Here is a 22,466-nt window from a genome sequence, read left to right on the forward strand (position 1 = left end):
CCTCCGCTGTTTATGGTTTCTCGTGGCGAGCGGATTCGAGCCGCGCCAGGTTCGTGCAGTTCAGACGATCCAGGGGTTCTCCGCCCGATGCCGCGCCTCGAAGGCACGTATGTCGTCGGCGAAGACCAGCGTGGAGGCGATGAAATCGCGGCCGGTCAGAAAGGCTTCTTTCCTGTCCGGCTCGATGTCGAATCCGATCGAGCGGCGACCGCAATCGAAGCGGATCGTCTGCGCGGCAAGGTCGATCGTGACGTCATTGCGCGAGCTGTCGGTGACGGCCTGAGCGAGCTCCGCCAGCACGCCGGCCTCGAGCGAGATCGTCAACAGACCGTTGTTGGCGCAATTGTCGTTGAAGATGCCGGCGAAGCTGGTGCCGATCAGTGCGCGAATGCCGAGCTGCTGAAGCCCCCAGACCGCGTGCTCGCGGCTCGACCCGCAACCGAAGTTGGGGCCGACCACGAGAAAGCAGGAATCGCGATAGCCGTCCTGGTTCAGGATGAAATCCGGATCGGGTTTGCCGCCGCTGAAGCGCAGCAGATTGAAGGCGCCCTCGCCGAGCCCGCTGCGGTCCACGCCCTTGAGGAACATTTTGGGCATGATGACGTCCGTGTCGATATTCGGCGCCATCATGGGCGCAGCCACGCCCGTGACCTGTCCAAACGGAATCATTGGCGTGCTCCTCTCAACAGAGAACGCACATCCGTGATGCGTCCGGTGACGGCTGCCGCGGCCACCATGGCCGGGCTCATCAGGTGCGTGCGCGCGCCCGGCCCCTGGCGGCCTTCGAAATTGCGGTTCGTGGAGGACGCGCAGCGCTCACCCGGCTTCAGCACATCGTCATTCATCGCAAGACACATCGAGCAGCCGGACTGCCGCCATTCAACGCCGGCATCGGTAAAGACCTTGGCGAGACCTTCCGACTCGGCCTGTGCCCGGACCTGGGTCGAACCCGGCACCACGATCGCCCGCACGCCCTCGGCAACGCAGCGGCCGCGAAAGATCTCGGCCGCATCGCGCAGATCCTCGATGCGCGAATTCGTGCAGGATCCGATGAACGCGAAGTCGATCGGCACCGATTGAATGGGCAATCCGGGCGTGAGGCCCATATAGTTCAAGGCGCGGCTTGCCGCCGCCTGGCGCTCGGGCGCGGCCTGCTGTCCAGGATCCGGAATGATCTCGGTGACGGCGATCGCCTGGTCGGGACTGGTGCCCCAGGTCACGAGCGGCGCGACTTCGGAAACGTCGAGCGTGACCTCGCGATCGAACCGAGCGTCGGAATCCGAAGCCAAGGTCAGCCAGCTCCTGGCCGCCCGCTCCCACATCTCGCCCTTCGGCGACCGCGGACGTCCCTTCAGATAATCCAGCACCTTTTGATCAGGTGCGATCACGACGCCGCGCGCACCCGCCTCGACGATCATGACAGACATCACGATCCGGCCCTCGACGCTCATGTTGGAGACGACGGGACCGCTGAACTCCACGGCGTATCCGGTCGCACCATCGGCGCCGATCCGCCGGATCACCTCCATCACGATGTCCTTGGACGTGACGCCGAGCGGCGCCGCCCCGGTCAGGTGGATGCGCATCGTCTTGAGGCGGCGATAGCGCACCGTCGAGGTCGCGAGATAATGCTCGATGTCGGAGGTCCCGATGCCGTAGCCGAGGGCACCGAACGCGCCATAGGCGGTGGTGTGACTGTCGCCGGCGGCGATCACCATGCCAGGCATGACGAGCCCCTGCTCGGGAGCGACGACATGTTCGATGCCCTGCCGCGGATCGAGGATGTCGAAATATTCGATGCCGAAATCCCTGGCATTTTCCGCGAAATAGTCGACCTGCCGCGCCGCGCCTCGATCCGGCATCGCGCGGGTGCGCTGAGCCGCGGTCGGGTTGACGTGGTCGACGACCATCAGCGCGGCCTTCGGATTCCAGACCTTGCGCCCGGCCGCGCGCAGCCCGGCGAAGGCTTGCGGGCTGGTGTATTCGTTGAGCACGGTACGGTCGACATAGAGCAACACGAGACCGCTATCGTCGAGATTGCGGACCACATGGGCGTCGACCAACTTGTCGTACAGCGTGCGCCCGGCCATCGCGCTTTCCTCCCAGAGAAGACTTGCTGCACCGTGCCGCCCGCGACACTGGAAATCCAATGTCGTGTTCTGATATCTTTATGCAGATTATGCATAAGCAGTGTTCGGAGGATCAGGAGGCCCCTGCAATGGAGATCAACTGGCTGCACGATTTCATAGCGGTGGCGACCACACGCAGCTTCTCGCGGGCGGCGGAGCAGCGGAACTGCTCACAGCCGGCGCTGAGCCGCAGAATCCAGGCGCTCGAGGTTTGGACCGGCGCCCCGCTGCTGGACCGCACGACCCACAGCGTCAATCTCACACCGGCCGGCGAAGGCTTTCGCGAGACTGCCGAGGACGTTTTGCGCCGGCTCTCTGCCGGCCGGCTCGACGCTCAGGAGCGGGCCCGCGGCGCGTCAGACGTGCTGAAATTCGCCTCGACCAACGCGCTGTCGCTGACCTTCTTCCCCGACTGGCTGCGCGGCATCGAGACCAAGCTGTCGTTCGTGCCGAACGTGCAGCTCGTCGCCAATCACATGGAGGCGTGCGAGCGGATATTGTTGGCGGGCGATGCACATTTTCTGCTCTGCCATTACCACCCGGCGGCGGCTACGGCGCTGGCGCCATCGCATTTCCGCTCGCTCCATGTCGGCGACGACAGGCTCATTCCAGCATCGGTGCCGATATCAGGTCGAAGCCGCAAGCCGCGTTTCAAGCTGCCTGGCACGGCAGCCGCGCCGGTCCCCTTCCTGAGCTTCCGCCCTGAATCGGGCATGGGACGAATCCTCGAAGCCGTGCGCGCGACGTCGCCGCTGGACGCGCATCTGCGCACAACCTTCACCTCTCACCTCGCAAAGCTGCTGGTTACGATGGTCCAGGCCGGCCGCGGCATGGCATGGCTGCCGGAAAGTTTGATCGCCGATCAGCTCGCCTCGGGCGAGATCGTTGCCGCAGGCGGGCCCCAATGGCACGTGCCGATCGAGATCCACGTGTTCCGGCCGAAGCTTCGCCTGGCGCAGGCCGCAGAGGCGTTCTGGCAGCACATCGCGAAAAGCAGCCGTCAGACCTAACAGAGCCGCGTCCGCGCGCTCCGCCTTACGCCTGCTTCTTCTTCGGCTTCGGCTTCGCGGCCTTCGGCGTCGGTTGCGGCTCGGGATTGCCCTCGATTGAGGACAGACGTCCAGCCGTGAACGTGTAGATGCCTGCGCGCGGACCGGTGGCCCACGTGACGACGGCGACGCGCCTGCCGGCGGCATCGTTGGAGAGGTTGACACTCGAGGGCGCGCCGATGCCGCGCACCACGTCGCATTCGGTATGGCCGAGCGCAACCGTGCCGCCAACCGGCGCAGGCGCCGTGGTCGAGGCATTGGCATCGGCCGGCCCGGGCGCCGGCGCCATGCCGGGACAGGCGCCGTCGGCGCTGACGAGGTCCTCCGGTCCCACGGGCTTATCCGGAGTGAGCGGCGGCGATTCGATCGAGATGTTTTTGATGAAGAGACGGCCGGGCCTCTGGAACCACTCGGCGTCCTTCGACAACAGATCGGTCCCGCCCGAACAGCCCGCGACCAGCGGTGCTACGGCGACCAATGCAATCATGACCGAGCCGGGAAGCTTTTGATGTCGCACGATAAACTAATTCCCCGCGTGAAGGACCAGCCCTAAACGATTGTCCCAACATCCCTTTGCGGCACGAAGGTGGCCGAAGCCAGCCTCGCCCGAAAAGTGCAAATTATCATTAATTGCAGCTAATTCCGCTTCTGCCACCGGCCGCGCTCGTCGGCCTGCCAATAGGTGACATCAAATCCCCGCGCCTTGCAATCCGTCCACGCCGTGCGGGCGAGCGCAAGCGCGTCCGGATCGTCGCCGTTGAACAGCAGCACCATGCGCTCGTAGCCCCGTGCGTCCTCCGGCAGCGCGGCATTGTCGATCAGGAAGCGGACATTGGCACCGTTTGGATTGCCGTCCTCGATCGCCAGCACGATCGGTTGATCGGCGACATCGTTCACGCGCCATGTCGCGTGCGGCAGGAAGGAATCGTCGCGATAAGTCCACAAATGCGCGTCGAGCGCATCGGCGCGCTCCTCCGAGGTCGACTGCACCACGACCCGCCAGCCGCGCTCGAGCGATTTCTCGAGAAGCGGCGGCAACACATTCTCCACCGTCATGTTTTGCAGATGGTAGAACAGCACTTCAGTCATTTCAGGTCATTTGCGCTCGTAGTGGTCGGCGACCAGCCGGTCGAGCAGACGGACGCCATAACCGCTTCCCCAGCTCTGGTTGATGTCGGTCTTCGGCGCGCCCATTGCGGTCCCGGCGATGTCGAGATGCGCCCAGGGCGTACCGTCGACGAAGCGCTGCAGGAACTGCGCTGCGGTGATCGAGCCGCCATGGCGGCCGCCGGTGTTCTTCATGTCGGCAAACTGGGAATCGATCAGCTTGTCGTATTCGGGCCCGAGCGGCATCCGCCAGACCTTCTCCCCACTCTCGATGCCGGCCGCGAGCAGCCGGTCGGCAAGCTCGTCGTTGTTGGAGAACATGCCGGCATGCTCGGTGCCGAGCGCCACCATGATCGCGCCGGTCAGCGTCGCCAGATCGACCATGAATTTCGGCTTCACCTTCTTGGCGACGTACCAGAGCACGTCGGCCAGCACGAGGCGGCCCTCCGCGTCGGTATTGATGATCTCGATGGTCTGACCGGACATCGAGGTGACGATGTCGCCCGGCCGCTGCGCGTTGCCATCGGGCATGTTCTCGACGAGGCCGATGGCGCCGACCGCGTTGACCTTCGCCTTGCGCGCAGCGAGCGCATGCATCAGGCCGACGACGCAGGCCGCGCCTCCCATGTCGCCCTTCATGTCCTCCATGCTGCCGGCCGGCTTGATCGAGATGCCGCCGGTGTCGAAACAGACGCCCTTGCCGACGAAGGCGACCGGTGCCTCGCCCTTCTTGGCTCCGTCCCAGCGCATGATCACGGTGCGGCTCGGCCGCGCCGAGCCCTGGCCGACGCCGAGCAGCGCGCCCATGCCGAGCTTCTGCATCGCCTTGACGTCGAGCACCTCGACCTTGACCCCGAGCTTGCGGAGCTGACTGGCTCTGCGCGCGAATTCCTCGGGGAAAAGCACGTTCGGCGGCTCGTTGACGAGGTCGCGCGCAACGATCACGCCGTCGACGACGTGGCCGGCCGAGGCAAACGCCTTCTTCGCAGCACTGGCATCGCCGACCGCAAGCGAGACGTCGGCACGCGAGCCCCCCTCCTCGCCATCCTTCTTCTTGGTCTTGTAGCGGTCGAACTTGTAGGTGCGTAAGCGAAGGCCCGAGGCGATCGCAACCGCCTGCTCGCTCGTCATGGCGCCACCGGGCAGCTCCGCGATGATGGTCATGGCGCTGGTGCCAGCGGGCAGCTTGCTCGCGGCCACCCCGCCGAATTTGAGGAAATCGTTCGCTTTCAGGCCGGTCGCCTTGCCGGCGCCGATCACGATCAGCCGGGTCGCCTTCACGCCCTCTGGCGCCAGTATGTCCAGCGCGGCCCCGCTTTTACCCTTGAAGGCCGCAGCAGCCGCCGCGCGCTTCACGAGGTCGACGGCGCCACCCAGCGCCTTCCCCGTTGCCGGGCCGAGCTTCAGGCCGTCATCGCAGAACACGACCAGGATGCCACGGGGGGCGGCAGACAACGGGACAAAGCCGACCTTGATGGCATCGGACATGGATAACTCCTCCAAAACATGGGGCTTTTCGTCGTTCGGGGGTTCCAGTCACAAACCGGAGCTGAACGGCGATTCACTGAGGCTTCCCCCACTATGGTCCAGCGGCCCGTCCGATGCCAAGCGCCGCCGTGGCCGCGAGGCCACAACGATCGAAATATTAACCATATATTGAGGGTGCCACGGGGCAGCCATTTTGTTGACGGATCAAAGGGATGGTAGTGAGAAAGTGAACCGCCGGAAGAGCTGCTGGCCGACCTTGGGGATCCCCTGACGGGGATGGGTTGGACGCCGGAATTCTGGTCGACATTGGGGCTTGATGGGGATTCGTGCGGTCGCGCATGGGGTCGATCGATAGGTATATCTTCCGTACGACGCTGGCGTCGTTTGCGCTGGTCCTGGTCAGCCTCACCGGCGTGATCTGGATTACGCAGGCGTTGCGCGGCATCGACCTGATGACGAGCCAGGGTCAGACCATCCTCACCTTCCTCGGCATCACAAGCCTCGTGATCCCGGCCCTGGTTCTGATCATCTCGCCGATCGCGCTGATGATCGCGATCTCGCACACGCTGAACAAGCTCGCGACCGATTCCGAGATCATCGTGATGAATGCCGCCGGCTTCTCGCCGTTCCGGCTGTTCTATCCGTTCTTCTACGCCACCTGCGTGGTGGCGCTGCTGGTCGCCTTCATCGCGGCCTATCTCGCCCCCGACGGCATGCGGCGGATCAAGCAGTGGGACGCCGAGATCACGGCCGACGTGCTCACCAACATCCTGCAGCCCGGCCGCTTCGCCCAGCTCGACAGGAACCTGACGATCCGGATCCGCGAGCGCCTGCCCGGCGGCATCCTCGCCGGCATCTTCATCGACGACCGCCGCGATCCGAACGAGCGCGTCTCGATCGTCGCCGAGCACGGCGAGGTCGTGAAGAACGAGACCGGCTCGTTCCTGGTGCTGGAGACCGGCAATCTTCAGCGCTTCGAGGCGGGCAAGCGCGATCCGGCGCTGGTGGCGTTCGGCCGCTACGGTTTCGACATGTCGAAGTTCTCCAACCAGGGCCGCGACGTCACCCTCGGCATCCGCGAGCGCTATCTGTGGGAGCTGTTCTCGCCGTCCGAGAACGACCCCGTCTACAAGCAGATTCCCGGTCAGTTCCGCTCGGCCCTGCACGACGGCATCCTGGCGCCGATCTATCCGTTCGCCTTTGCCGTGCTGACCTTCGCGTTCCTTGGGGCGCCTCGCACCACGCGCCAGAGCCGGAATTTCTCGATCGCCTCCTCGATCCTGGCGGTGTTCGGCCTGCGCATGGCCGGCTTCGCCTGTTCGGTGATGGCGGTGAAATCGCCGGGCGCGGTGCTGGTCCAATATGCGATGGTCGTCGGCGCGATCGGCGTCGGGCTGGCCATGATCATCGGCGGCGTCGTGGTCGAGCCGCCTCCCGGCCTGATGGAGGCCATCAACAGGTCGAACGCACGGATCGCGCGGCTGTTCGGACGTCCGGCCACCGCATGAGCATGCTCACCAACACACTCGGGCGCTACTTCGCAGGCCGCTTCGTGGTCGCGGCGCTCGGCGTCTTCGGCGGCATTTTCCTGCTGCTGGTGCTGGTCGACTACATCGAGATGGTGCGCAAGACCTCGGGGCTGGCATCCGCCTCCGCGATCATGGTGGCCGAGACCTCGCTGTTCCGGGTGCCGCAGCTCCTGGAGAAGCTGACGCCGTTCTGCATGCTGATCGGCGCCATGACCTGCTATCTCGCGCTCTCCCGCCGGCTCGAGCTGGTGGTGGCGCGCGCTGCCGGCATCTCCGCCTGGCAGTTCATCTCGCCGGCGCTCGGCAGCGCGCTGCTGATCGGGGTGATCGCCACCGTCGCCTACAATCCCATGTCGGCCAATTTGCGCGAGCTGTCCAAGCGCATGGAGGCCGAGCTGTTCGGCTCGGCGCCCGGCGGCGGCATTCAGGACGCCTCCGGCTTCTGGCTCAATCAGGTGACCAACGACGGCCAGACCATCATCAACGCGGCGCGGAGCGAGCAGCAGGGCATCCGGCTCACGGGGCTCACGCTGTTCCGGTTCGACTCGGACCAGCACTTCAAGGAGCGGGTCGAGGCGCGCGAGGCGACGCTCGAGGCCGGCCGCTGGGTGTTCAAGGGCGTCCGCCGCTTCTCGCTGGACGCGCCCCCGATCGACCAGGCCAGCCTGGAGATTCCGACCACGTTGACCGAGGCGCAGGTCCGCAACAGCTTTTCCACCCCCGAGACTGTGTCCTTTTGGCAACTACCGAGCTACATCCGCTCCTCGGAAAGCTCGGGCTTCGCGACAGCCGGATACCGACTCCAGTATCAGAAGCTTCTGGCACAGCCGTTTTTGCTCGCAGCCATGGTGATGCTCGCGGCCTCCGTGTCGTTGCGCTTCTTCCGGATGGGCGGCGTGCAGAAGATGGTTTTGAGTGGCGTGGGCGCAGGCTTTCTGCTCTACGTTCTGTCGAAAGTAACTGAGGATTTGAGCAAGGCTGAGTTGATGCATCCGATCGCTGCGGCGTGGTTGCCCGTTGTGGTGGGCGGCCTCACCGGCTTTTTGGCCTTGCTCTATCAGGAGGACGGATAGTGACTGCCGTCCACCGAGGGCTCGTGTCTCGTTTGACGCGGCGCACGTTGGTGCGCGCGAACGGGTGCGGCTTGTCCGTCCGCAGGCTCCTGATGGCTGTCGTCGCCGCTGCCTCGCTCGGCGGCTTGATCGACGCTGCCGTCGTGGCGCCGGCCCAGGCCCAGAGCTTCACCTACAATCCGCTGCCGCCGCGTCCGAAGCCGCCGAAGGCCGCCAACGACAACCAGATGCTGGTTCAGGCGACCGAGGTCGACTACGACTACAACAATTCGCGCGTCTCCGCGGTCGGTAACGTCCAGCTGTTCTACAACGGCACCAGCGTCGAGGCCGACCGGGTCATCTACGACCAGAAGACCAAGCGGCTGCATGCCGAAGGCAACATCCGCATGACGGATGCCGACGGCAAGATCACCTATGCCGAGATCATGGATCTCTCGGACGATTACCGCGACGGTTTCGTCGACTCGCTGCGCGTGGACACAGCCGACCAGACCCGCATGGCCGCGAGCCGCGCCGACCGCTCCAGTGGCAACTACACGGTGTTCGAGAACGGCGTCTACACGGCCTGCGCGCCGTGTAAGGACGATCCGAAGAAGCCGCCGCTATGGCAGGTCAAGGGTGCGCGCATCATCCACGACCAGCAGGAGAAGATGCTGTATTTCGAGACCGCGCAGCTCGAATTCTTCGGCGTGCCGCTCGCCTACATGCCCTATTTCTCGACTCCCGACCCGACCGTGAAGCGCAAGTCCGGCTTCCTGATGCCCGGCTACTTCCCGGGCACGACGAACACGGGCTTCGGCGTCGAGGTTCCCTATTACTGGGCGATCGCGCCCGACATGGACGCGACCATCACCCCCCGCTTCATGACACGGCAAGGCGTCATGCTGCAGGGCGAATTCCGCCAGCGCCTGATCGACGGCGCCTACCAGATCCGCGCTTACGGCATCGACCAGCTCGATCCCGGAGCCTTTGCCGGGCAGCCCGGCGACCGCCAGTTCCGCGGCGCCGTCGACACCAAGGGTCAGTTCGCGCTGAACGACAAATGGGTCTGGGGCTGGGACGGCGTCCTGATGTCCGACTACTATTTCTTCTCGGACTACCGGCTCTATCAGTACCGTGATCCGCTCGGCTCGTTCCTGTTGCTGCCGACGGAAGCGCTGTCGCAGCTCTATCTGACCGGCGTCGGCAACCGCAGCTTCTTCGACGCGCGCACGATGTACTGGCTGAGCTATTCGGGCAACCAGAGCCAGGTGCCGATCGTCTATCCGGTGATCGACTATTCGAACGTGCTCAACTATCCCGTGTTCGGCGGCGAGTTCAGCTACAAGACCAACTTCGTGAACCTGTCGCGTGACGATGCGGTGTTCGATCCGATCACGACGGTCGCCAACACCAACGGCCTGTGCACCACGGCGTCGGCCGATCCGCTGGCGCGTATGCCCTCGCAGTGCCTGCTGCGCGGCTTCCCGGGCACCTACACACGCCTGACGGCGGAAGCGCAGTGGCGCAAATCCTTCACCGATCCGTTCGGCCAGATCTGGACGCCGTTCGCGAGCCTGCGCGCCGACGCGATCAACTCGTCGGTCTCCAACCAGCCCGGCGTGTCGAACTACCTGCCCATCGGCGACACCCAGGCGTTCCGCCTGATGCCGACCGTGGGCCTGGAGTACCGCTATCCCTTCATCAACATCCAGCCCTGGGGCTCGACCACCGTCGAGCCGATCGCGCAGATCATCATCCGGCCGAACGAGACCTATGCCGGCAAGCTGCCGAACGAGGACGCCCAGAGCATGGTGTTCGACGCCTCGAACCTGTTCAGCGTCGACAAGTTCTCCGGCTACGACCGGGTCGAGGGCGGCGGCCGCGCCAATGTCGGCGTGCAGTCCACCACGCAGTTCGACAAGGGCGGCGCGGTCAAGGTGCTGTTCGGCGAGTCCTACCACCTGTTCGGCCTGAACTCCTTCGCGGTTCAGGACGCCATCAATACGGGCATCAATTCCGGCCTGGACAAGCCGCGCTCGGATTACGTGGCGAGCGCCAGCTACTCGCCCAACAGCACCTACACGTTCAGCGTCCGTTCCCGCATGGACGAGCAGACCTGGAACGTGCAGCGCTTCGAGGCGGAAGGCCGCGCCAACTTCAATCGCTGGTCGGTCAGCGTGCTGTACGGCAACTACGCAGCGCAGCCGGAACTCGGCTATCTGACCCGCCGCGAGGGCATCCTGACCTCGGGATCGCTGAAGGTCGCGAACAACTGGGTGGTGTCGGGCTCGGCGCGCTGGGACCTCGAGGCCAACAAGATCAATCAATATGTGCTCGGTGCCGGCTATGTCGACGATTGCTTCGTGCTGGCGGCGAACTACGTAACTTCGTATAGCTATTCTGCGGGCACCACGCCGCCCGTGCTGAGCCATGCGTTCATGTTCCAGATCGGCCTGCGCACGCTGGCGACCACGTCGACGACCAGCAGTTCCGCCGGCCTCCAGTGAACGGTTTGAAGTGCCAGCCGCGCCTGCCCCATCACAGGCTCGACGCGGCTGACCTGCGAGCGACAATCATGACGACCTCATTGCCCGTCTTCCGCCTCCTGCTCGCCATCAGTGCCGGGCTGATCCTGACCGGACTGCCTTCGCCGTCGCGCGCGCAGAATATCGTCGTCATGGTTAACGGCGATCCGATCACCGATTTCGACATCGAGCAGCGCTCCAGGCTCGACCAGCTGACGACGCAGAAGACCCCGAGCCGGCAGGAGGTCATCAACGAGCTGATCGACGACAAGGTGAAGCTCAAGGAAGGCAAGAAGTACGGGGTCGATCCCGGCGTCTCCGACGTCAACCAGTCCTACGAGGGTATGGCGCAGCGCATGCGCATCACGCCGGAGCAGCTCACCAAATCACTCGAATCCAAGGGTGTCCGCCCCGAAACGCTGAAGGGCCGCATGAAGGCCGAGATGGTCTGGACCAGCCTGGTGCGCGGCCGATTCAAGGAGAAGCTGCTCGTCGGCGAGCGCGACGTCGCCCAGGCCGTGCAGGCCCAGACCGGCGACAAGCTTCAGATCGAAGGCACCGAATACAAGATGCAGCCGATCGTGCTGATCGTGCCGCGCGGCTCGTCCGCGGCGTTCCTGGAAACCCGGAAGAAGGAAGCCGAGACCTATCGGGCCCGCGTTGGGAGCTGCGAGGAAGCCAACTCGCTGTTCCGCTCGACGCCGAACGCCACCATCCGCGACGCCGTCACCAAGACCACCGCAGAGCTGCCCGACCCGCTGCGCAAGTTGCTCGACGACACGCCGATCGGCCACCTGACCGCGCCCGAGGTGACCAAGGCGGGCATCGAGATGGTAGTGCTGTGCTCGCGCAAGCCGACCATGATCGACACGCCGAAGAAGCGCGAGGTCCGCGAGAAGATGTATCAGGAGAAGTACGAGAAGACCCAGAAGGCCTATCTCGACGAGCTCCGCAAGGCGGCGATGATCGAATATCGCAACCGCTGATGGCCAAGCCCCTCTCAGAGCCCTCCACCAAGTCCGCAGCCAAGCCCCTTGCCCTCACCCTGGGAGAGCCCGCCGGCATCGGCCCCGACATCACGATCGCAGCCTGGCTCAGGCGCCGCGAGCTGAACCTGCCCGCCTTCTATCTGCTCGGCGACGACGCGCTGATCGCGCGGCGGGCCCGGGCGCTCGGCGTCGACATCAGGATCGCCGCGGTGAGCCCCAGTGAGGCCGCTTCCGCCTTCACTGATGCCCTGCCCGTGGTCGCGACCGGCGAGCGCGCGAGCGCCGAACCTGGCAAGCCCGACGCATCCAGCGCGCCGGCTGCGCTCGCCTCGATCCGTCAGGCGGTCATCGACGTGCGCGCAGGTCGCGCCGGCGCCGTCGTCACCAATCCGATCGCCAAGAGCGTGCTCTACCGCGCCGGCTTCCGCCATCCCGGCCACACCGAATTCCTCGCCGAGCTTGCCGCGGAGAACGGCCGCGTGCCGCAGCCGGTGATGATGCTGTGGTCGCCGCAGCTTGCCGTGGTGCCCGTGACCATCCACGTCCCGCTGCGCGATGCGCTGGGAGAGCTCACCAGCGAGCTGATCGTCTCGACCGTACGCATCGTCGCGACCGAACTGAAGTCCCGCTTCGGCATCGCGAGGCCGCGCATCGCGATCTCCGGCCTCAATCCGCATGCCGGCGAGGACGGATCTCTCGGCCACGAGGAGCAGACCGTCATCGCCCCGGCGCTCAAAGTCCTGCGCAACGGCGGTATCGAAGCCAGGGGCCCGCTGCCCGCCGACACCATGTTCCACCAGGCCGCACGACAGACCTATGACTGCGCGGTCTGCATGTATCACGACCAGGCGCTGATCCCGATCAAGACGGTCGCCTTCGATGACGCCGTCAACGTCACGCTCGGCCTGCCCTTCATCCGCACCTCGCCCGATCACGGCACCGCCTTCGACATCGCCGGCACGGGTAAAGCCAATCCGGCGAGCCTGATCGCGGCGCTTCAGCTTGCCAGCCGCATGGCGGCTTCGTAGTGCCGCCGATCTGAAGTTCCTGCAGTGCACGCCGCGAGCGCGTTCAGGAACTTCAGATCGACAAGCGGCACTGCAATGATAATTTCTTGGTGCCCTCAGCTTTCCGAAGTTCGTACAAGGGCGCCGCAGGTTGTCACGAACTTCGGAAAGCTAAGGGCACCCGCTGATGAGCGCGATCGACGACCTCCCGCCGCTGCGCGAGGTCATTCGCCAGCATGCGCTGTCGGCCAGGAAATCGCTCGGCCAGAACTTCTTGCTCGACCTCAATCTGACCGCGCGCATCGCGCGCGCGGCCGCGCCGCTGGACGAGGCGACGGTCGTCGAGATCGGCCCAGGCCCGGGCGGGCTGACGCGGGCGCTGCTCGCGCTCGGCGCGCGGCGCGTCATCGCCATCGAGCATGACGAGCGCGCAATTCCGGCCCTGCAAGATATTTCGGCGCGCTATCCCGGCCGGCTCGAAATCGTGCATGGCGATGCCATGACCTTCGATCCGCGCCCGCTACTCTCAGGCGAACGCGCAAAGATCGTCGCCAACCTGCCCTACAACATCGCGACCCAGCTTCTCATCAACTGGCTCACCGTCGAGCCCTGGCCGCCCTGGTACGAGATGATGGTCTTGATGTTCCAGCGCGAGGTCGGCGAGCGCATCATCGCGCGCGAGGGCGAAGAGGCCTATGGCCGGCTCGGCGTGCTCGCCAACTGGCGCTGCGAGACCAAGATCCTGTTCGATATCTCGCCCTCGGCCTTCGTGCCGCCACCGAAGGTCACCTCCTCCGTCGTGCGCCTCGTGCCGCGCCCAGAGCCTCTGCCCTGCGATCGCAGGCTGCTCGAGCAGGTCGCCGCCGCCGCGTTCGGCCAGCGCCGAAAAATGCTGCGGCAAAGCCTGAAGTCGCTGGGCGTCGATCCCGCGCGGCTCGCGAGCGCCGCCGGCGTCGATGCGACGCGGCGCGCCGAGACCATCCCGATTTCCGGCTTTGTTGCCATGGCCCGTGAATTGGCCAATATACGGAATGAAGCAGAGCGATAATTTCGGAGGAAAGAATATGGCGCTGATGCGCAGGCAGTCCCTGGTCAAGTTCGATGCGCCGCTGTGCGAGACCATCGTCGACACGCCCAAGCCGCAAGGCCGCGAGGTGCTGGTGCGCATCGAGCGCTGCGGCCTCTGCCATTCCGACCTGCACATCCAGGACGGCTACGCCGATCTCGGCGGCGGCAAGAAGCTCGACACCACGCGCGGCATGACGCTGCCCTTCACGCTCGGCCACGAGATCGCGGGCGTCGTCGACGAAGTCGGTCCCGACGTAGCAGCCAGCCTCGTCGGCGCCAAGAAGGCCGTGTTTCCATGGATCGGCTGCGGCCAGTGCCGCGACTGCGCCAATGGCGACGAGAATCTCTGCGTCAAACAGCGCTTCCTCGGCGTCTCCATCGATGGCGGCTTCGCCAGCCACGTGCTGGTCCCCGACGCCAAATATCTGCTCGATTACGATCCCCTGCCGGTCAACCAGGCCGCGACCTTGATGTGCTCCGGGGTGACCGCCTATGGCGCGCTCAAGCGCCTGGTCGACCGTCCGCGCCAGCGCAACCTCTTGCTGATCGGCCTCGGCGGCGTCGGCATGATGGGCCTGTCGTTCGCGCAGGCAATGTTCAAGCAGCCGATCACGGTCGCAGATCTGTCACCGGCCGCACGCGAGACCGCGCTCGAGAACGGCGCCGCCGTCGCCTACGATCCGGCCGAGCCCGACGTGATCAAACGTATCCTGAAAGAAACCGAAGGCGGCTTCGACGAGATCGTGGATTTCGCCGGCAACGAGAAGTCGATGGCGTTCGCGGTCGCGGTCGCCGCGCGCGGCGGCAAGATCGTGGTCTCCGGCCTGATGGGCGGCCAGTTCACGCTGCCGATGGTGCAATGGGTCTATAAGCGCATGACCATCGAAGGTTTCATGGTCGGCACGCTGGCTGAGGCCCACGAGCTGATGGCGCTCGCACGCGCCGGCAAGATCAAGCCGACGCCGATGCGCGAGGAGCCGATGGGCGACGTGCAGAAATGGATCGACGAGCTGCGCGCCGGCAAGGTCGTCGGCCGCATCGTGCTCAAGAACTGATCCGCTCGAGCGGCGGGCCCGACGCAAGTCTCGCCCGCCGCACGGAACGCCTGCGACCGCGCCGCGTTGGCAGCGCATGTCGATCCGTTGCACCGTTGAAAGCGCGTTCTTCATCGCCTGGAGCTGCCTGGAGAAGAGTGGCGAGCTCGGGCCGCCCGACGAGAGCGCAAATTTCCTGCTCGACTCGATCGAAGCCCAGCTCCGGGCCGGTGAACGCCGGCAGTTGATGCTTGCCAACAGAGCGATCGACGCCTATCGCGCGGCTGCGGCGAAGGGCGATGCCGCCGCCGGACGTGAAGCGCGCCCTGGATGATGGCCTTCGGCTATCGCTGCGCGCGCAACCGACGCCGTTGCATGGCCGGCGCACTCATTTTTTCTTGCCGCCGGTCCTGTGCTCGGTCTTGGACGCATCCTTGATGCCGGGCCGATCTGCCTGAGTTGCATTCATGCCGGTGGTATCCATCGTCCCTTTCTCGGTGGCACCGTTCGTGTTCTCCGGCCTCTCCATGCCGGACTGCGGAGCCGGTCCGGAATTCTGCGCGATGACGGGCCCGGCCATCGCTGCAAACGCGATCGCCACGATGAGCGCTTTCATTGGCATCTCCCTCGTCTCATAAATGACGTGCCCGCAAGAGAGTTGTTCCCCTCAGGCTGAACTTCGCGCTAACGCGCCTCACACAAAGGGCGGCGCCTGCCGTTTCAGGTGCAGATAGGCTGGACTGAAATCTCCGAGCCGCTGCAATTCACGCCACTTCAGCACGACCAGCTCGCCCTCGCGCAGGTCCATGGCTCCGCTCCGCCTGAGGTCGGCAAGGGTCCGGTTCACCGTCGCGATCGCCATGCCCAGGGTCTCGCCAAGCTGAGCCAGGCTGATCGGCAGGCGGCAGCGATTGCCGCGGACCAGCTGCGCCGCGCGGGCCCGGTAGAACAGCTCGCAAAAAAGGTGCGCCATACGCGCCTGCATCGGCCGCGCGCTGTTGTTGGTGATGGCCTCGCGAAAGATCGCGGCATCGAGCAGCGTCTCGCGCCAGACGGCCAGCCCAAAGGTCGGCCGCCGCCGGAACGCGACGAACAATTCGCGATGCGGGATGAAGGCGATCGACGCCGGCCCAAGCGCACTGAGCCCATGATCCATCATGTCAATGAACAAGCCCTGCGCATCCGGAAGGTCGCCGGTGAGATGAAACGCCAAATATTGTCGCCGCCCGCTGCCGAGCAGGTGATAGCGGGCAACCATGCCGGAGACGACCAATGCCGAATGCTTCGGCTCGTCACCTTGACGGATGAAATCCTCGTTGGGCGCGAAATCGCGCAGCGTGAAGGTGAGCGCGCGGATCTCGGCAATATCCTCCTCCGCGAGCCCGGTGTGCTCGCCGAGGTTCCGGATCAGCACGTCGTGAGCATTTTGCATGGGCCCGCCGAAAATCGCGCCGGTTCTATCAAATGATACGTCCGGCTTGCGTTCAGCGGACTAGAACGCGGGTCGGAAGCACAGGTTGCTAACCGTTTCGTGACGCACCGATCGCAGCCACACCATCCCCCGATTTCGGACCCAGCCGCCTTATGAATCCCCCGACGATCCTGGAACGCATTCGCGGACTGTTCGCATCCGGTACAGGCGAGCACCTGGACAGCATTAGCGAGGCCCTCCTCAACGGAACGCTGAAGGAGCCGGCCCGCCCGATGTCGGATCAGGAACTGGCCCGTGCCATCCGCGAGTTCCGCTCCGTTCCGGTCTCGGACTGGACCATCGCAAGACTCTCGCGGCGCCTGCTCGAGGCGTCCGGGCCGCGCGACGTCTGAAGCGCACCACTGGTCTCATGCCGCATCCGAAGTTCATCGCGCGTCTCCAGGCGATCGAAGGCCTATCCGAGGACGAACGCCGGCAGATCGCAGGCTTGCCGTCGACGCTGCGCCAGGTCGCGGACGGCGAGATCGTGTTACGCCAGGGCGAGGCCCCTTCACGCTGCGTCTTCGTCGTCAGCGGCTTCCTCTACCAGGCCCGTATCGTCGGCGATCGCAGCCAGATCCTCGCCTTCCACGTTCCCGGCGACATGCCGTGCCTGCACACGCTGCTGATCTCGCCGATCGATGCGGACCTCGTCGGGCTAGGCCCGACCATCGTCGGCACCGTTGCGCACAGCCAGCTGCGCCAGCTGCTCGACGGCTCCATCCACCTGACCCGCGCCTTCTGGCACGAGACACTGATCGATGCCGCGATCTCGCGGCAATGGATCGCGCGCCTCGGCGCACAGGCGGCGCTGCCCAAGCTCGCGCATCTCATCTGCGAGCTCGCCGCGCGGCTGGAGGTCGTCGGCCTCGTCAAGGACGGCAGTTTCCAGATGCCGATGACGCAGCGGCACGTTGCTGACGCCTGCGGACTGTCGATCGTCCACGTCAATCGCACCATTCAGGAGCTGAGGCATCGTGGACTGATCACGTGGGAGGGCAGCGAGATCGCGCTGCTCCAGCCCGACGAGCTGCGGAGACTTGCGGATTTTACGCCGGATTATCTGAGCTGAGCGTTGATGCATGAGCGTGTGATTTCGCGAGGCGTCGGGCAAAACACCGCGTCAAGCCCCTCCTCGCAAAAATATTTTACTTTTCCGAATTTCGGATTTATGGCATACACCTCGCATCCCGGCCCTGCCAAAGGGGCGCTTCGCGATCGTCACGAGATGCGGGCCGGGTGGCGGTGGACGCAGCAGCGCCGGCGCGGATGGCGTGGTGACAGGGCGGGCAACCGTGAGTCTCACGCGACGCGGTACGACACGGCGCAGTTAAAGCGGCCTCGTTGGTCGTCTTGGGTGAGCACGCGCCAGCCCCTGATGATCCGGTGGGGTCGTCCGCGGACGGAGAAGTCGTGTGATCCTGACGCCCGGGGTCTGTGCGTCAAGGCTTGTGGTGATGCGGCGGCCCGACCGGGCACGCGCATCAGCCATCCGCAAGGCGACGGGGGCAATAGTGCATCGCTCCCCGGGGAGCAACTGTGTTGAAGTAGCCCGGCGATCGGCCGGCCTCAAGGCTGACGCTGGCGCGCCACCGCCTCCGGCGGCTCCCGGCCTTGACCCCGTCCGCTCGCCGGTCTTCAGGGCGTGCAAGCGCTCGGCGGAAGCCGAGCGGAGTTGCTCACTTCGTACCGGCCGGCGTCCCATTTCTCGCCGCGTGCGATCATGACGTTCAGGATCACGATCAGCTTGCGCATGCGGCGGTGAGCGCAACCTTCGGCTCCTTGCCTTTGGCGATCAGGCGATCGTAAAAGGCCTTGAGCACGGGGTTATGCCGGGTCGCGGCTCCCATGGACGCCATGTAGAAGACGTTGCGGACCTTGCGGCGTCCGCCCTGGATATGACGGACGCCCCGACGTTTGCCGCTGTCGTCGTCGTCATAAGGCGCAGCACCCAGCAGGGCCGCGGCCACTTTGTTGCCTATCTGGCCGAGTTCCGGCATCGCCCCGATCAGTCCGGCGGATGTGCCCCCGGCAAGACCTGGTACGCTCTCGATGATCTCGGCGAGTTCGGCAAAACGCGGTGTGGTCTTGATCAGGGCTGCGATCGCTGCTTCCAGCTTGGCAATTTCGGCGGCGAGCCGCTTCAGCAGGCGATTTTGCATCTTCTGCACGACGTCAGGAGTGGAATGCTCCGTCCTGTTTCGCAAGCTCGTCTGCACGTCAATCAGAGCCTGGCGCGCACTCACGATCTGCGCCAGCTTCTCGCGTGCCGCATCGTAGGCTTGCCCCCTTGCCTCAATGAAGGTCTCGGCGAACCAGGCAATCATCTCCGCATCGATCGGATCGTTCTTGGCGAGCTGTCCAGCCGATTTGGCGAAGTTGCGCACCCGCTTTGGATCCACCACCAAGCCTTCGATACCATCCTGGCGTAGCACCTTGGCCCACTCCCGCTCATAACCACCGGAAGCCTCCATGGCGGCTTTGCCGACCTTGTGCTTGCGAAGCCAGCGGATCAGCGCTCGCCGACCTTCTGGGCTGCTCGTGAACGTCTGCCGTTGTGACAATGAGCGAATGCACACATCCACCTTGTCCTTGGCCACATCGATGCCAGCGACAAGGACGTCGTTTTGTGCCATCATCTACTCCCTTCGTTGCTCGGTTCGGGCTCGAAGCCCATGCAACTGTTCGGGTTGAGGAAGACCACCGGATCTGTCCCTCGCTCCCCGACAGGCTCAAGGCCTTTGAGCACGAACGGGCTCAGATCCAGCGACGGGCGGTTTTGCGAGAACCGCCCGTTCGCACATTCTGGCAGATTTTCTGGACACAAGAGCACGAAGGACACCGTTAAAACCAGCCGCGCAGGGAAGGCCAAGCGTTCGGCGAGACCTGTGATCCACCCCGTGTGCATTCTTGGAAAGCGCACGGATCTGCGGGTGCCAGCCGGCGCCCGGCCTTCCCTGCGCCCTTTGGCCTTCATCGGGCGCCAAAAGTCAGCAAGCCTCGGGCAGAACCTGCCGCGGGACTGCAAGGCCGTGGCCGCTGCCCAGCCAAGTCATTGGCGCCAGGACAAGGGGAACTCTCATGCGCAGAGCTGCTGCAGGATTCATACTCCACTGAGCCTTCGCGCGGACAAAAACGCCTCACCACAGCGGAACGAACGCGCCGCAGGCCCGATTCAAGCCACATCCTCTCCGGATTTGCGGCTCATTGCCACCCAAGTCTTTGACGAGAAGGGGCTGGTAGAGAGTTGCGTCATGCGTAACCGGGAGACCAGGATGGGCAACCGCGCCGCAAAGTTCATTTCGACCCTCGTCGCCAGCATCATTGCCGGCGCGCCATTGGCCGCGGTATCGCAGAACGCGCCAACCGCATCGAGCACGGCCAACGCGGCCCCCGACTGCCTGGCTTCACCGAAGGATGCCGCGCCGCAGGGCCAGCACTGGTACTATCGCCTCGACCGCACCACCAAGCGCAAATGCTGGTATCTGCGCGCCGCTGGCGACAAGGACAGCGCGAGGACCGCGCAGACCACGCAGACCACGAGCGATACACCGACCGCAGATGCGCCGGCGCCGCAGCAGCATCCGGTGCAGGACGCGCGCGCCGAATATCTGACGCCGCGGAATGGCGCCGACCCCAAAACGCCGAATGCCGTCGCGCAAGGAGCCGCCGCGACACCGGTACAGCAATCCGCGGATCAGGCCGCTGATGGCAGCGCGCAGCAACCCGCCGGCGCCGCGCCCTGGCCTGATGTCTCGACAGCGTCCGCTCCGCCGGCGCCACCGCCGGCACCGACCGTTGTCGCGGCAGCCGCGCAGCCGAGCGCAAAGCCGTCGAAATCCCCGTCCCCGCTCGCTGCTGCAGACAACACGACCGACAAGCCGACCGGCTCGCTCCAGATGCTGCTGCTCGTGATCGGCGGCGCGCTGGCGCTTGCCGGAATCCTGGCCAGCCTCATCTACCGCTTCGCCGGTGCGCGCGTCCGCCTCCAGTCGGCCGGCCGTCACGCACATTGGGCAGATTGGGAGGCGCAGCATCAGGACGGAAGCCATGCGCCCTGGCTCGCTTCACAGCCGGCCGTCGCTCAGCCGCCGCGCCCCGTCGACTTCGATGCGGCGCGCCCGCAACCGACGAGACACGTGACGAAACTTGCAGCGATCGGTCGCGAGCTCGAGTTGATCGATGCGCGCGGGCGGCGTGCCGCCGCTCCGGCAACTGAACCTGTCGAGGCCAGAAGCGGCAATGTCGAGATCAAGCTGGTCGAGAAGAAATTCGAGACCGTCGCCGCTGCGCCCCAACGCGCCGCCAAGGAAATCAGCAAGGATCACGATGACGCGCCGGCAGGCCGTGATGCCGATGCCGTCGACGTCGACGCTATTACGTCGATGCTGGAGCAGCTGGCGAAGGAAGGGCCGCGCCTGTCGCGGCCTAACCTTGAAGCTGACCTTGCAAACTTCGCACGAAGCCTACGAGGCCAATCCGCCGCTCGCGCTTGAGGCGTTCGGCCTTCAGGATCGACTGCACCTCGGCGAAGGCCTCGTCGACGTCGCGGTTGATGACGATGTAGTCGTACTCGGCCCAGTGGCTCATCTCGTGGCTGGCGCGGCTCATGCGCTTGCGGATCACCTCGTCGGAATCCTGCGCGCGCGAGTGCAGGCGCTTCTCGAGATCGGCCGCCGAGGGTGGCAGGATGAAGACGCTGACGACGTCGGCACGCGCCTTCTCGCGCAGCTGCTGCGTGCCCTGCCAGTCGATGTCGAACAACACGTCCTGTCCCGCCGACAGCGCCGCCTCGACGGGGCCGCGCGGCGTGCCGTAACTATTGTCGAATACCGTCGCCCATTCCAGGAGCTCGCCGGCCTTCGCCATCGCGTCGAACGTCGCCTTGTCGACGAACGAATAATCCTTGCCGTTGACCTCACCGGGACGCATCGGCCGTGTCGTCGCCGAGACCGACATTTTCAAGCCGGGCGTCCGCTCCATCAGGAGACGCGACAGCGTCGTCTTGCCCGCGCCCGACGGCGAAGACAGCACGAACATCAATCCGCGCCGCTCGACACCGTCAGTTCCGTGACCGCCCGTCGCCATCGATCACTCCAGATTCTGGACCTGCTCGCGGAATTGCTCGACCACGTTCTTCATGGCCAGCCCGGTGTTGGTCAGCTCGATGTCGTTCGACTTCGAGCAGCAGGTGTTGACCTCGCGATGAAACTCCTGCGCCAGGAAGTCGAGCTTGCGCCCGATCGGGCCGCCCTTGCCGATCAACTCGCGCGCCTGCGCGATGTGCGAGGCAATGCGGTCGAGCTCCTCGCGGATGTCGGCCTTGGTCGCGATCAGGATCGCCTCCTGCATCAGGCGATCGGAATCGAAACGATCGGTGGTGTCGAGCAGCGTAGCGATCTGCTCAGCGAGCTTGGCCTTGATCACCTCCGGCTTGCGGCCGGGCGCGGCCTCGGCCTTCTTTGCCAGCTGCTCGATCTCGTCGACGCGCTGGATCAGAATCTGCCCCAGCGACGTGCCCTCGCGCTTGCGCATCGCGACCAGGTCGGCGAGCGCCTTATCGAAGGCGTCGGCTGCAGCTGCACGCGCGGCTTTGTCCTCCTCCTCGTCACCCTCGGGCTCGGCGACCTCGACGACGCCCTTGATGGCGAGCAGGCCGTCGATGCTCGGCGCCACCGCGTCGACCTTGCCGGAAATCAGCGCGGCGGCCTTCAGGACCGCGTTGAGGACGTCCTCGTTGACGCGCACCGTGGCGGCAGCGTTGGTGCGCTTGACGTTGAGATTGGCGTAGACGGTGCCGCGCGAGAGCAGCTCGCCGGCGCGCTTCTTGGCGTGAGCCTCGAGCTCGTCGAACCCCTGCGGCAGCCGCACCCGCAAGTCAAAGCCCTTGGCGTTGACCGACTTCAATTCCCATTCGAAGGTGTACGGCCCGCTCGCGCCGTGGCTTCGGGCAAAGCCGGTCATGGACGACAGCGCCATCAGTTCAGATTCTCCAGGAACTCGGGATTCGCGAGG

The 22,466-nt window shown here is 65.2% G+C and carries 22 protein-coding genes; 12 read left to right on the forward strand and 10 right to left on the reverse strand.

Annotated features, from left to right (window positions below; all coding sequences use genetic code 11):
- Positions 1-60 precede the first annotated feature (60 nt).
- Positions 61-669, reverse strand: coding sequence for a 3-isopropylmalate dehydratase small subunit (gene leuD, locus P6U27_RS20150; protein WP_122403556.1), 609 nt, complete (start codon positions 667-669; stop codon positions 61-63).
- Complete coding sequence (leuC, locus tag P6U27_RS20155) at positions 666-2,090, reverse strand: 3-isopropylmalate dehydratase large subunit (protein ID WP_407192395.1); 1,425 nt, start codon at positions 2,088-2,090, stop codon at positions 666-668. Before leuC ends, leuD begins: the two co-directional genes overlap by 4 nt.
- A gap of 128 nt (positions 2,091-2,218) precedes the next feature.
- On the opposite strand from leuC, the gene P6U27_RS20160 reads away from it, so the two are divergent.
- Positions 2,219-3,139 (forward strand): LysR family transcriptional regulator, encoded by a 921-nt coding sequence (locus tag P6U27_RS20160; protein ID WP_407192396.1) that lies wholly within the window; start codon positions 2,219-2,221, stop codon positions 3,137-3,139.
- Positions 3,140-3,164: 25 nt separating this feature from the next.
- On the opposite strand, the gene P6U27_RS20165 is transcribed toward P6U27_RS20160, so the two are convergent.
- The 3 genes from P6U27_RS20165 to P6U27_RS20175 all read right to left on the reverse strand — a co-directional run bounded on the left by P6U27_RS20165 (position 3,165) and on the right by P6U27_RS20175 (position 5,773).
- On the reverse strand, positions 3,165-3,656 hold the full coding sequence (locus tag P6U27_RS20165) for a hypothetical protein (protein ID WP_162500603.1): 492 nt from the start codon (positions 3,654-3,656) through the stop codon (positions 3,165-3,167).
- A gap of 158 nt (positions 3,657-3,814) precedes the next feature.
- Positions 3,815-4,267, reverse strand: a complete 453-nt coding sequence (locus tag P6U27_RS20170; RefSeq protein WP_122403560.1) for a DNA polymerase III subunit chi — start codon at positions 4,265-4,267, stop codon at positions 3,815-3,817.
- Between the two features lie 6 nt (positions 4,268-4,273).
- A complete protein-coding gene (locus P6U27_RS20175) occupies positions 4,274-5,773 on the reverse strand; it encodes a leucyl aminopeptidase (protein ID WP_122403561.1) in 1,500 nt (499 codons plus the stop codon).
- A 338-nt stretch (positions 5,774-6,111) separates the two neighbouring features.
- Here P6U27_RS20175 and lptF point away from each other — a divergent pair, with 338 nt between their 5' ends.
- From lptF to P6U27_RS20215, 8 genes are all read left to right on the forward strand, one after another.
- Positions 6,112-7,281, forward strand: a complete 1,170-nt coding sequence (gene lptF, locus P6U27_RS20180) for an LPS export ABC transporter permease LptF (protein WP_122403562.1) — start codon at positions 6,112-6,114, stop codon at positions 7,279-7,281.
- A complete protein-coding gene (lptG, locus tag P6U27_RS20185) occupies positions 7,278-8,375 on the forward strand; it encodes an LPS export ABC transporter permease LptG (RefSeq protein WP_122403563.1) in 1,098 nt (365 codons plus the stop codon). The genes lptF and lptG overlap by 4 nt, the downstream gene beginning before the upstream one ends.
- A 92-nt stretch (positions 8,376-8,467) precedes the next feature.
- Positions 8,468-10,864 carry an LPS-assembly protein LptD gene (locus P6U27_RS20190; protein WP_245509466.1) on the forward strand — a complete coding sequence of 799 codons (2,397 nt, stop codon included), beginning with the start codon at positions 8,468-8,470 and terminating at the stop codon, positions 10,862-10,864.
- A gap of 68 nt (positions 10,865-10,932) precedes the next feature.
- Positions 10,933-11,868 (forward strand): peptidylprolyl isomerase, encoded by a 936-nt coding sequence (locus tag P6U27_RS20195; RefSeq protein WP_162500307.1) that lies wholly within the window; start codon positions 10,933-10,935, stop codon positions 11,866-11,868.
- Entirely contained in the window at positions 11,868-12,899 is a 1,032-nt protein-coding gene (pdxA, locus tag P6U27_RS20200) for a 4-hydroxythreonine-4-phosphate dehydrogenase PdxA (protein ID WP_407192397.1), read from the forward strand. Before P6U27_RS20195 ends, pdxA begins: the two co-directional genes overlap by 1 nt.
- Before the next feature lie 166 nt (positions 12,900-13,065).
- The gene (gene rsmA, locus P6U27_RS20205) at positions 13,066-13,926 is read left to right on the forward strand and encodes a 16S rRNA (adenine(1518)-N(6)/adenine(1519)-N(6))-dimethyltransferase RsmA (protein WP_407192398.1); all 861 of its coding nucleotides are present in this window, start codon (positions 13,066-13,068) and stop codon (positions 13,924-13,926) included.
- Positions 13,927-13,942: 16 nt separating this feature from the next.
- The gene (locus P6U27_RS20210) at positions 13,943-15,001 is read left to right on the forward strand and encodes an alcohol dehydrogenase (protein WP_129142935.1); all 1,059 of its coding nucleotides are present in this window, start codon (positions 13,943-13,945) and stop codon (positions 14,999-15,001) included.
- A gap of 76 nt (positions 15,002-15,077) precedes the next feature.
- Complete coding sequence (locus tag P6U27_RS20215) at positions 15,078-15,314, forward strand: hypothetical protein (protein WP_122403567.1); 237 nt, start codon at positions 15,078-15,080, stop codon at positions 15,312-15,314.
- A 54-nt stretch (positions 15,315-15,368) separates the two neighbouring features.
- Here P6U27_RS20215 and P6U27_RS20220 read toward each other — a convergent pair whose 3' ends face one another.
- Both P6U27_RS20220 and P6U27_RS20225 read right to left on the reverse strand, forming a co-directional pair.
- On the reverse strand, positions 15,369-15,596 hold the full coding sequence (locus P6U27_RS20220) for a hypothetical protein (RefSeq protein ID WP_122403568.1): 228 nt from the start codon (positions 15,594-15,596) through the stop codon (positions 15,369-15,371).
- Positions 15,597-15,674: 78 nt separating this feature from the next.
- Positions 15,675-16,412: a Crp/Fnr family transcriptional regulator gene (locus P6U27_RS20225; RefSeq protein WP_407192399.1), complete on the reverse strand. Its 738-nt coding sequence runs from the start codon at positions 16,410-16,412 to the stop codon at positions 15,675-15,677.
- Positions 16,413-16,564: 152 nt separating this feature from the next.
- Here P6U27_RS20225 and P6U27_RS20230 point away from each other — a divergent pair, with 152 nt between their 5' ends.
- Positions 16,565-16,804 carry a hypothetical protein gene (locus P6U27_RS20230; protein WP_209295909.1) on the forward strand — a complete coding sequence of 80 codons (240 nt, stop codon included), beginning with the start codon at positions 16,565-16,567 and terminating at the stop codon, positions 16,802-16,804.
- 17 nt (positions 16,805-16,821) lie between these two features.
- Positions 16,822-17,523, forward strand: a complete 702-nt coding sequence (locus P6U27_RS20235) for a Crp/Fnr family transcriptional regulator (protein ID WP_122403571.1) — start codon at positions 16,822-16,824, stop codon at positions 17,521-17,523.
- Positions 17,524-18,193: 670 nt separating this feature from the next.
- On the opposite strand, the gene P6U27_RS20240 is transcribed toward P6U27_RS20235, so the two are convergent.
- The gene (locus P6U27_RS20240) at positions 18,194-19,090 is read right to left on the reverse strand and encodes an IS110 family transposase (protein ID WP_407192400.1); all 897 of its coding nucleotides are present in this window, start codon (positions 19,088-19,090) and stop codon (positions 18,194-18,196) included.
- A 636-nt stretch (positions 19,091-19,726) separates the two neighbouring features.
- Between P6U27_RS20240 and P6U27_RS20245 the strand changes: the two genes are divergently transcribed.
- Entirely contained in the window at positions 19,727-20,947 is a 1,221-nt protein-coding gene (locus tag P6U27_RS20245; RefSeq protein WP_209295604.1) for a hypothetical protein, read from the forward strand.
- Here P6U27_RS20245 and gmk read toward each other — a convergent pair.
- Both gmk and P6U27_RS20255 read right to left on the reverse strand, forming a co-directional pair.
- Positions 20,880-21,539: a guanylate kinase gene (gmk, locus tag P6U27_RS20250; RefSeq protein WP_122403576.1), complete on the reverse strand. Its 660-nt coding sequence runs from the start codon at positions 21,537-21,539 to the stop codon at positions 20,880-20,882. The genes P6U27_RS20245 and gmk overlap by 68 nt on opposite strands.
- Positions 21,540-21,542: 3 nt before the next feature.
- Entirely contained in the window at positions 21,543-22,430 is an 888-nt protein-coding gene (locus P6U27_RS20255; protein WP_122403577.1) for a YicC/YloC family endoribonuclease, read from the reverse strand.
- Positions 22,431-22,466: the final 36 nt, after the last annotated feature.

It is taken from the genome of Bradyrhizobium sp. STM 3566, assembly GCF_045571445.1.
In the GTDB taxonomy this organism is placed as follows: domain Bacteria; phylum Pseudomonadota; class Alphaproteobacteria; order Rhizobiales; family Xanthobacteraceae; genus Bradyrhizobium; species Bradyrhizobium vignae.

What these genes read in the sequence shown, in the direction of transcription:
- gmk (WP_122403576.1), bottom strand. Translation starts at nt 21,539, where the DNA reads ATGGCGACGGGCGGTCACGGAACTGACGGTGTCGAGCGGCGCGGATTG.
- P6U27_RS20170 (WP_122403560.1), bottom strand. Translation starts at nt 4,267, where the DNA reads ATGACTGAAGTGCTGTTCTACCATCTGCAAAACATGACGGTGGAGAAT.
- lptG (WP_122403563.1), top strand. Translation starts at nt 7,278, where the DNA reads ATGAGCATGCTCACCAACACACTCGGGCGCTACTTCGCAGGCCGCTTC.
- P6U27_RS20240 (WP_407192400.1), bottom strand. Translation starts at nt 19,090, where the DNA reads ATGATGGCACAAAACGACGTCCTTGTCGCTGGCATCGATGTGGCCAAG.
- P6U27_RS20220 (WP_122403568.1), bottom strand. Translation starts at nt 15,596, where the DNA reads ATGAAAGCGCTCATCGTGGCGATCGCGTTTGCAGCGATGGCCGGGCCC.
- P6U27_RS20245 (WP_209295604.1), top strand. Translation starts at nt 19,727, where the DNA reads ATGGGCAACCGCGCCGCAAAGTTCATTTCGACCCTCGTCGCCAGCATC.
- pdxA (WP_407192397.1), top strand. Translation starts at nt 11,868, where the DNA reads ATGGCCAAGCCCCTCTCAGAGCCCTCCACCAAGTCCGCAGCCAAGCCC.
- leuD (WP_122403556.1), bottom strand. Translation starts at nt 669, where the DNA reads ATGATTCCGTTTGGACAGGTCACGGGCGTGGCTGCGCCCATGATGGCG.
- P6U27_RS20195 (WP_162500307.1), top strand. Translation starts at nt 10,933, where the DNA reads ATGACGACCTCATTGCCCGTCTTCCGCCTCCTGCTCGCCATCAGTGCC.
- P6U27_RS20235 (WP_122403571.1), top strand. Translation starts at nt 16,822, where the DNA reads ATGCCGCATCCGAAGTTCATCGCGCGTCTCCAGGCGATCGAAGGCCTA.
- P6U27_RS20160 (WP_407192396.1), top strand. Translation starts at nt 2,219, where the DNA reads ATGGAGATCAACTGGCTGCACGATTTCATAGCGGTGGCGACCACACGC.
- P6U27_RS20255 (WP_122403577.1), bottom strand. Translation starts at nt 22,430, where the DNA reads ATGGCGCTGTCGTCCATGACCGGCTTTGCCCGAAGCCACGGCGCGAGC.
- P6U27_RS20230 (WP_209295909.1), top strand. Translation starts at nt 16,565, where the DNA reads ATGAATCCCCCGACGATCCTGGAACGCATTCGCGGACTGTTCGCATCC.
- P6U27_RS20175 (WP_122403561.1), bottom strand. Translation starts at nt 5,773, where the DNA reads ATGTCCGATGCCATCAAGGTCGGCTTTGTCCCGTTGTCTGCCGCCCCC.
- P6U27_RS20190 (WP_245509466.1), top strand. Translation starts at nt 8,468, where the DNA reads ATGGCTGTCGTCGCCGCTGCCTCGCTCGGCGGCTTGATCGACGCTGCC.
- P6U27_RS20210 (WP_129142935.1), top strand. Translation starts at nt 13,943, where the DNA reads ATGGCGCTGATGCGCAGGCAGTCCCTGGTCAAGTTCGATGCGCCGCTG.
- rsmA (WP_407192398.1), top strand. Translation starts at nt 13,066, where the DNA reads ATGAGCGCGATCGACGACCTCCCGCCGCTGCGCGAGGTCATTCGCCAG.
- lptF (WP_122403562.1), top strand. Translation starts at nt 6,112, where the DNA reads ATGGGGTCGATCGATAGGTATATCTTCCGTACGACGCTGGCGTCGTTT.
- P6U27_RS20215 (WP_122403567.1), top strand. Translation starts at nt 15,078, where the DNA reads ATGTCGATCCGTTGCACCGTTGAAAGCGCGTTCTTCATCGCCTGGAGC.
- P6U27_RS20225 (WP_407192399.1), bottom strand. Translation starts at nt 16,412, where the DNA reads ATGCAAAATGCTCACGACGTGCTGATCCGGAACCTCGGCGAGCACACC.
- leuC (WP_407192395.1), bottom strand. Translation starts at nt 2,090, where the DNA reads ATGGCCGGGCGCACGCTGTACGACAAGTTGGTCGACGCCCATGTGGTC.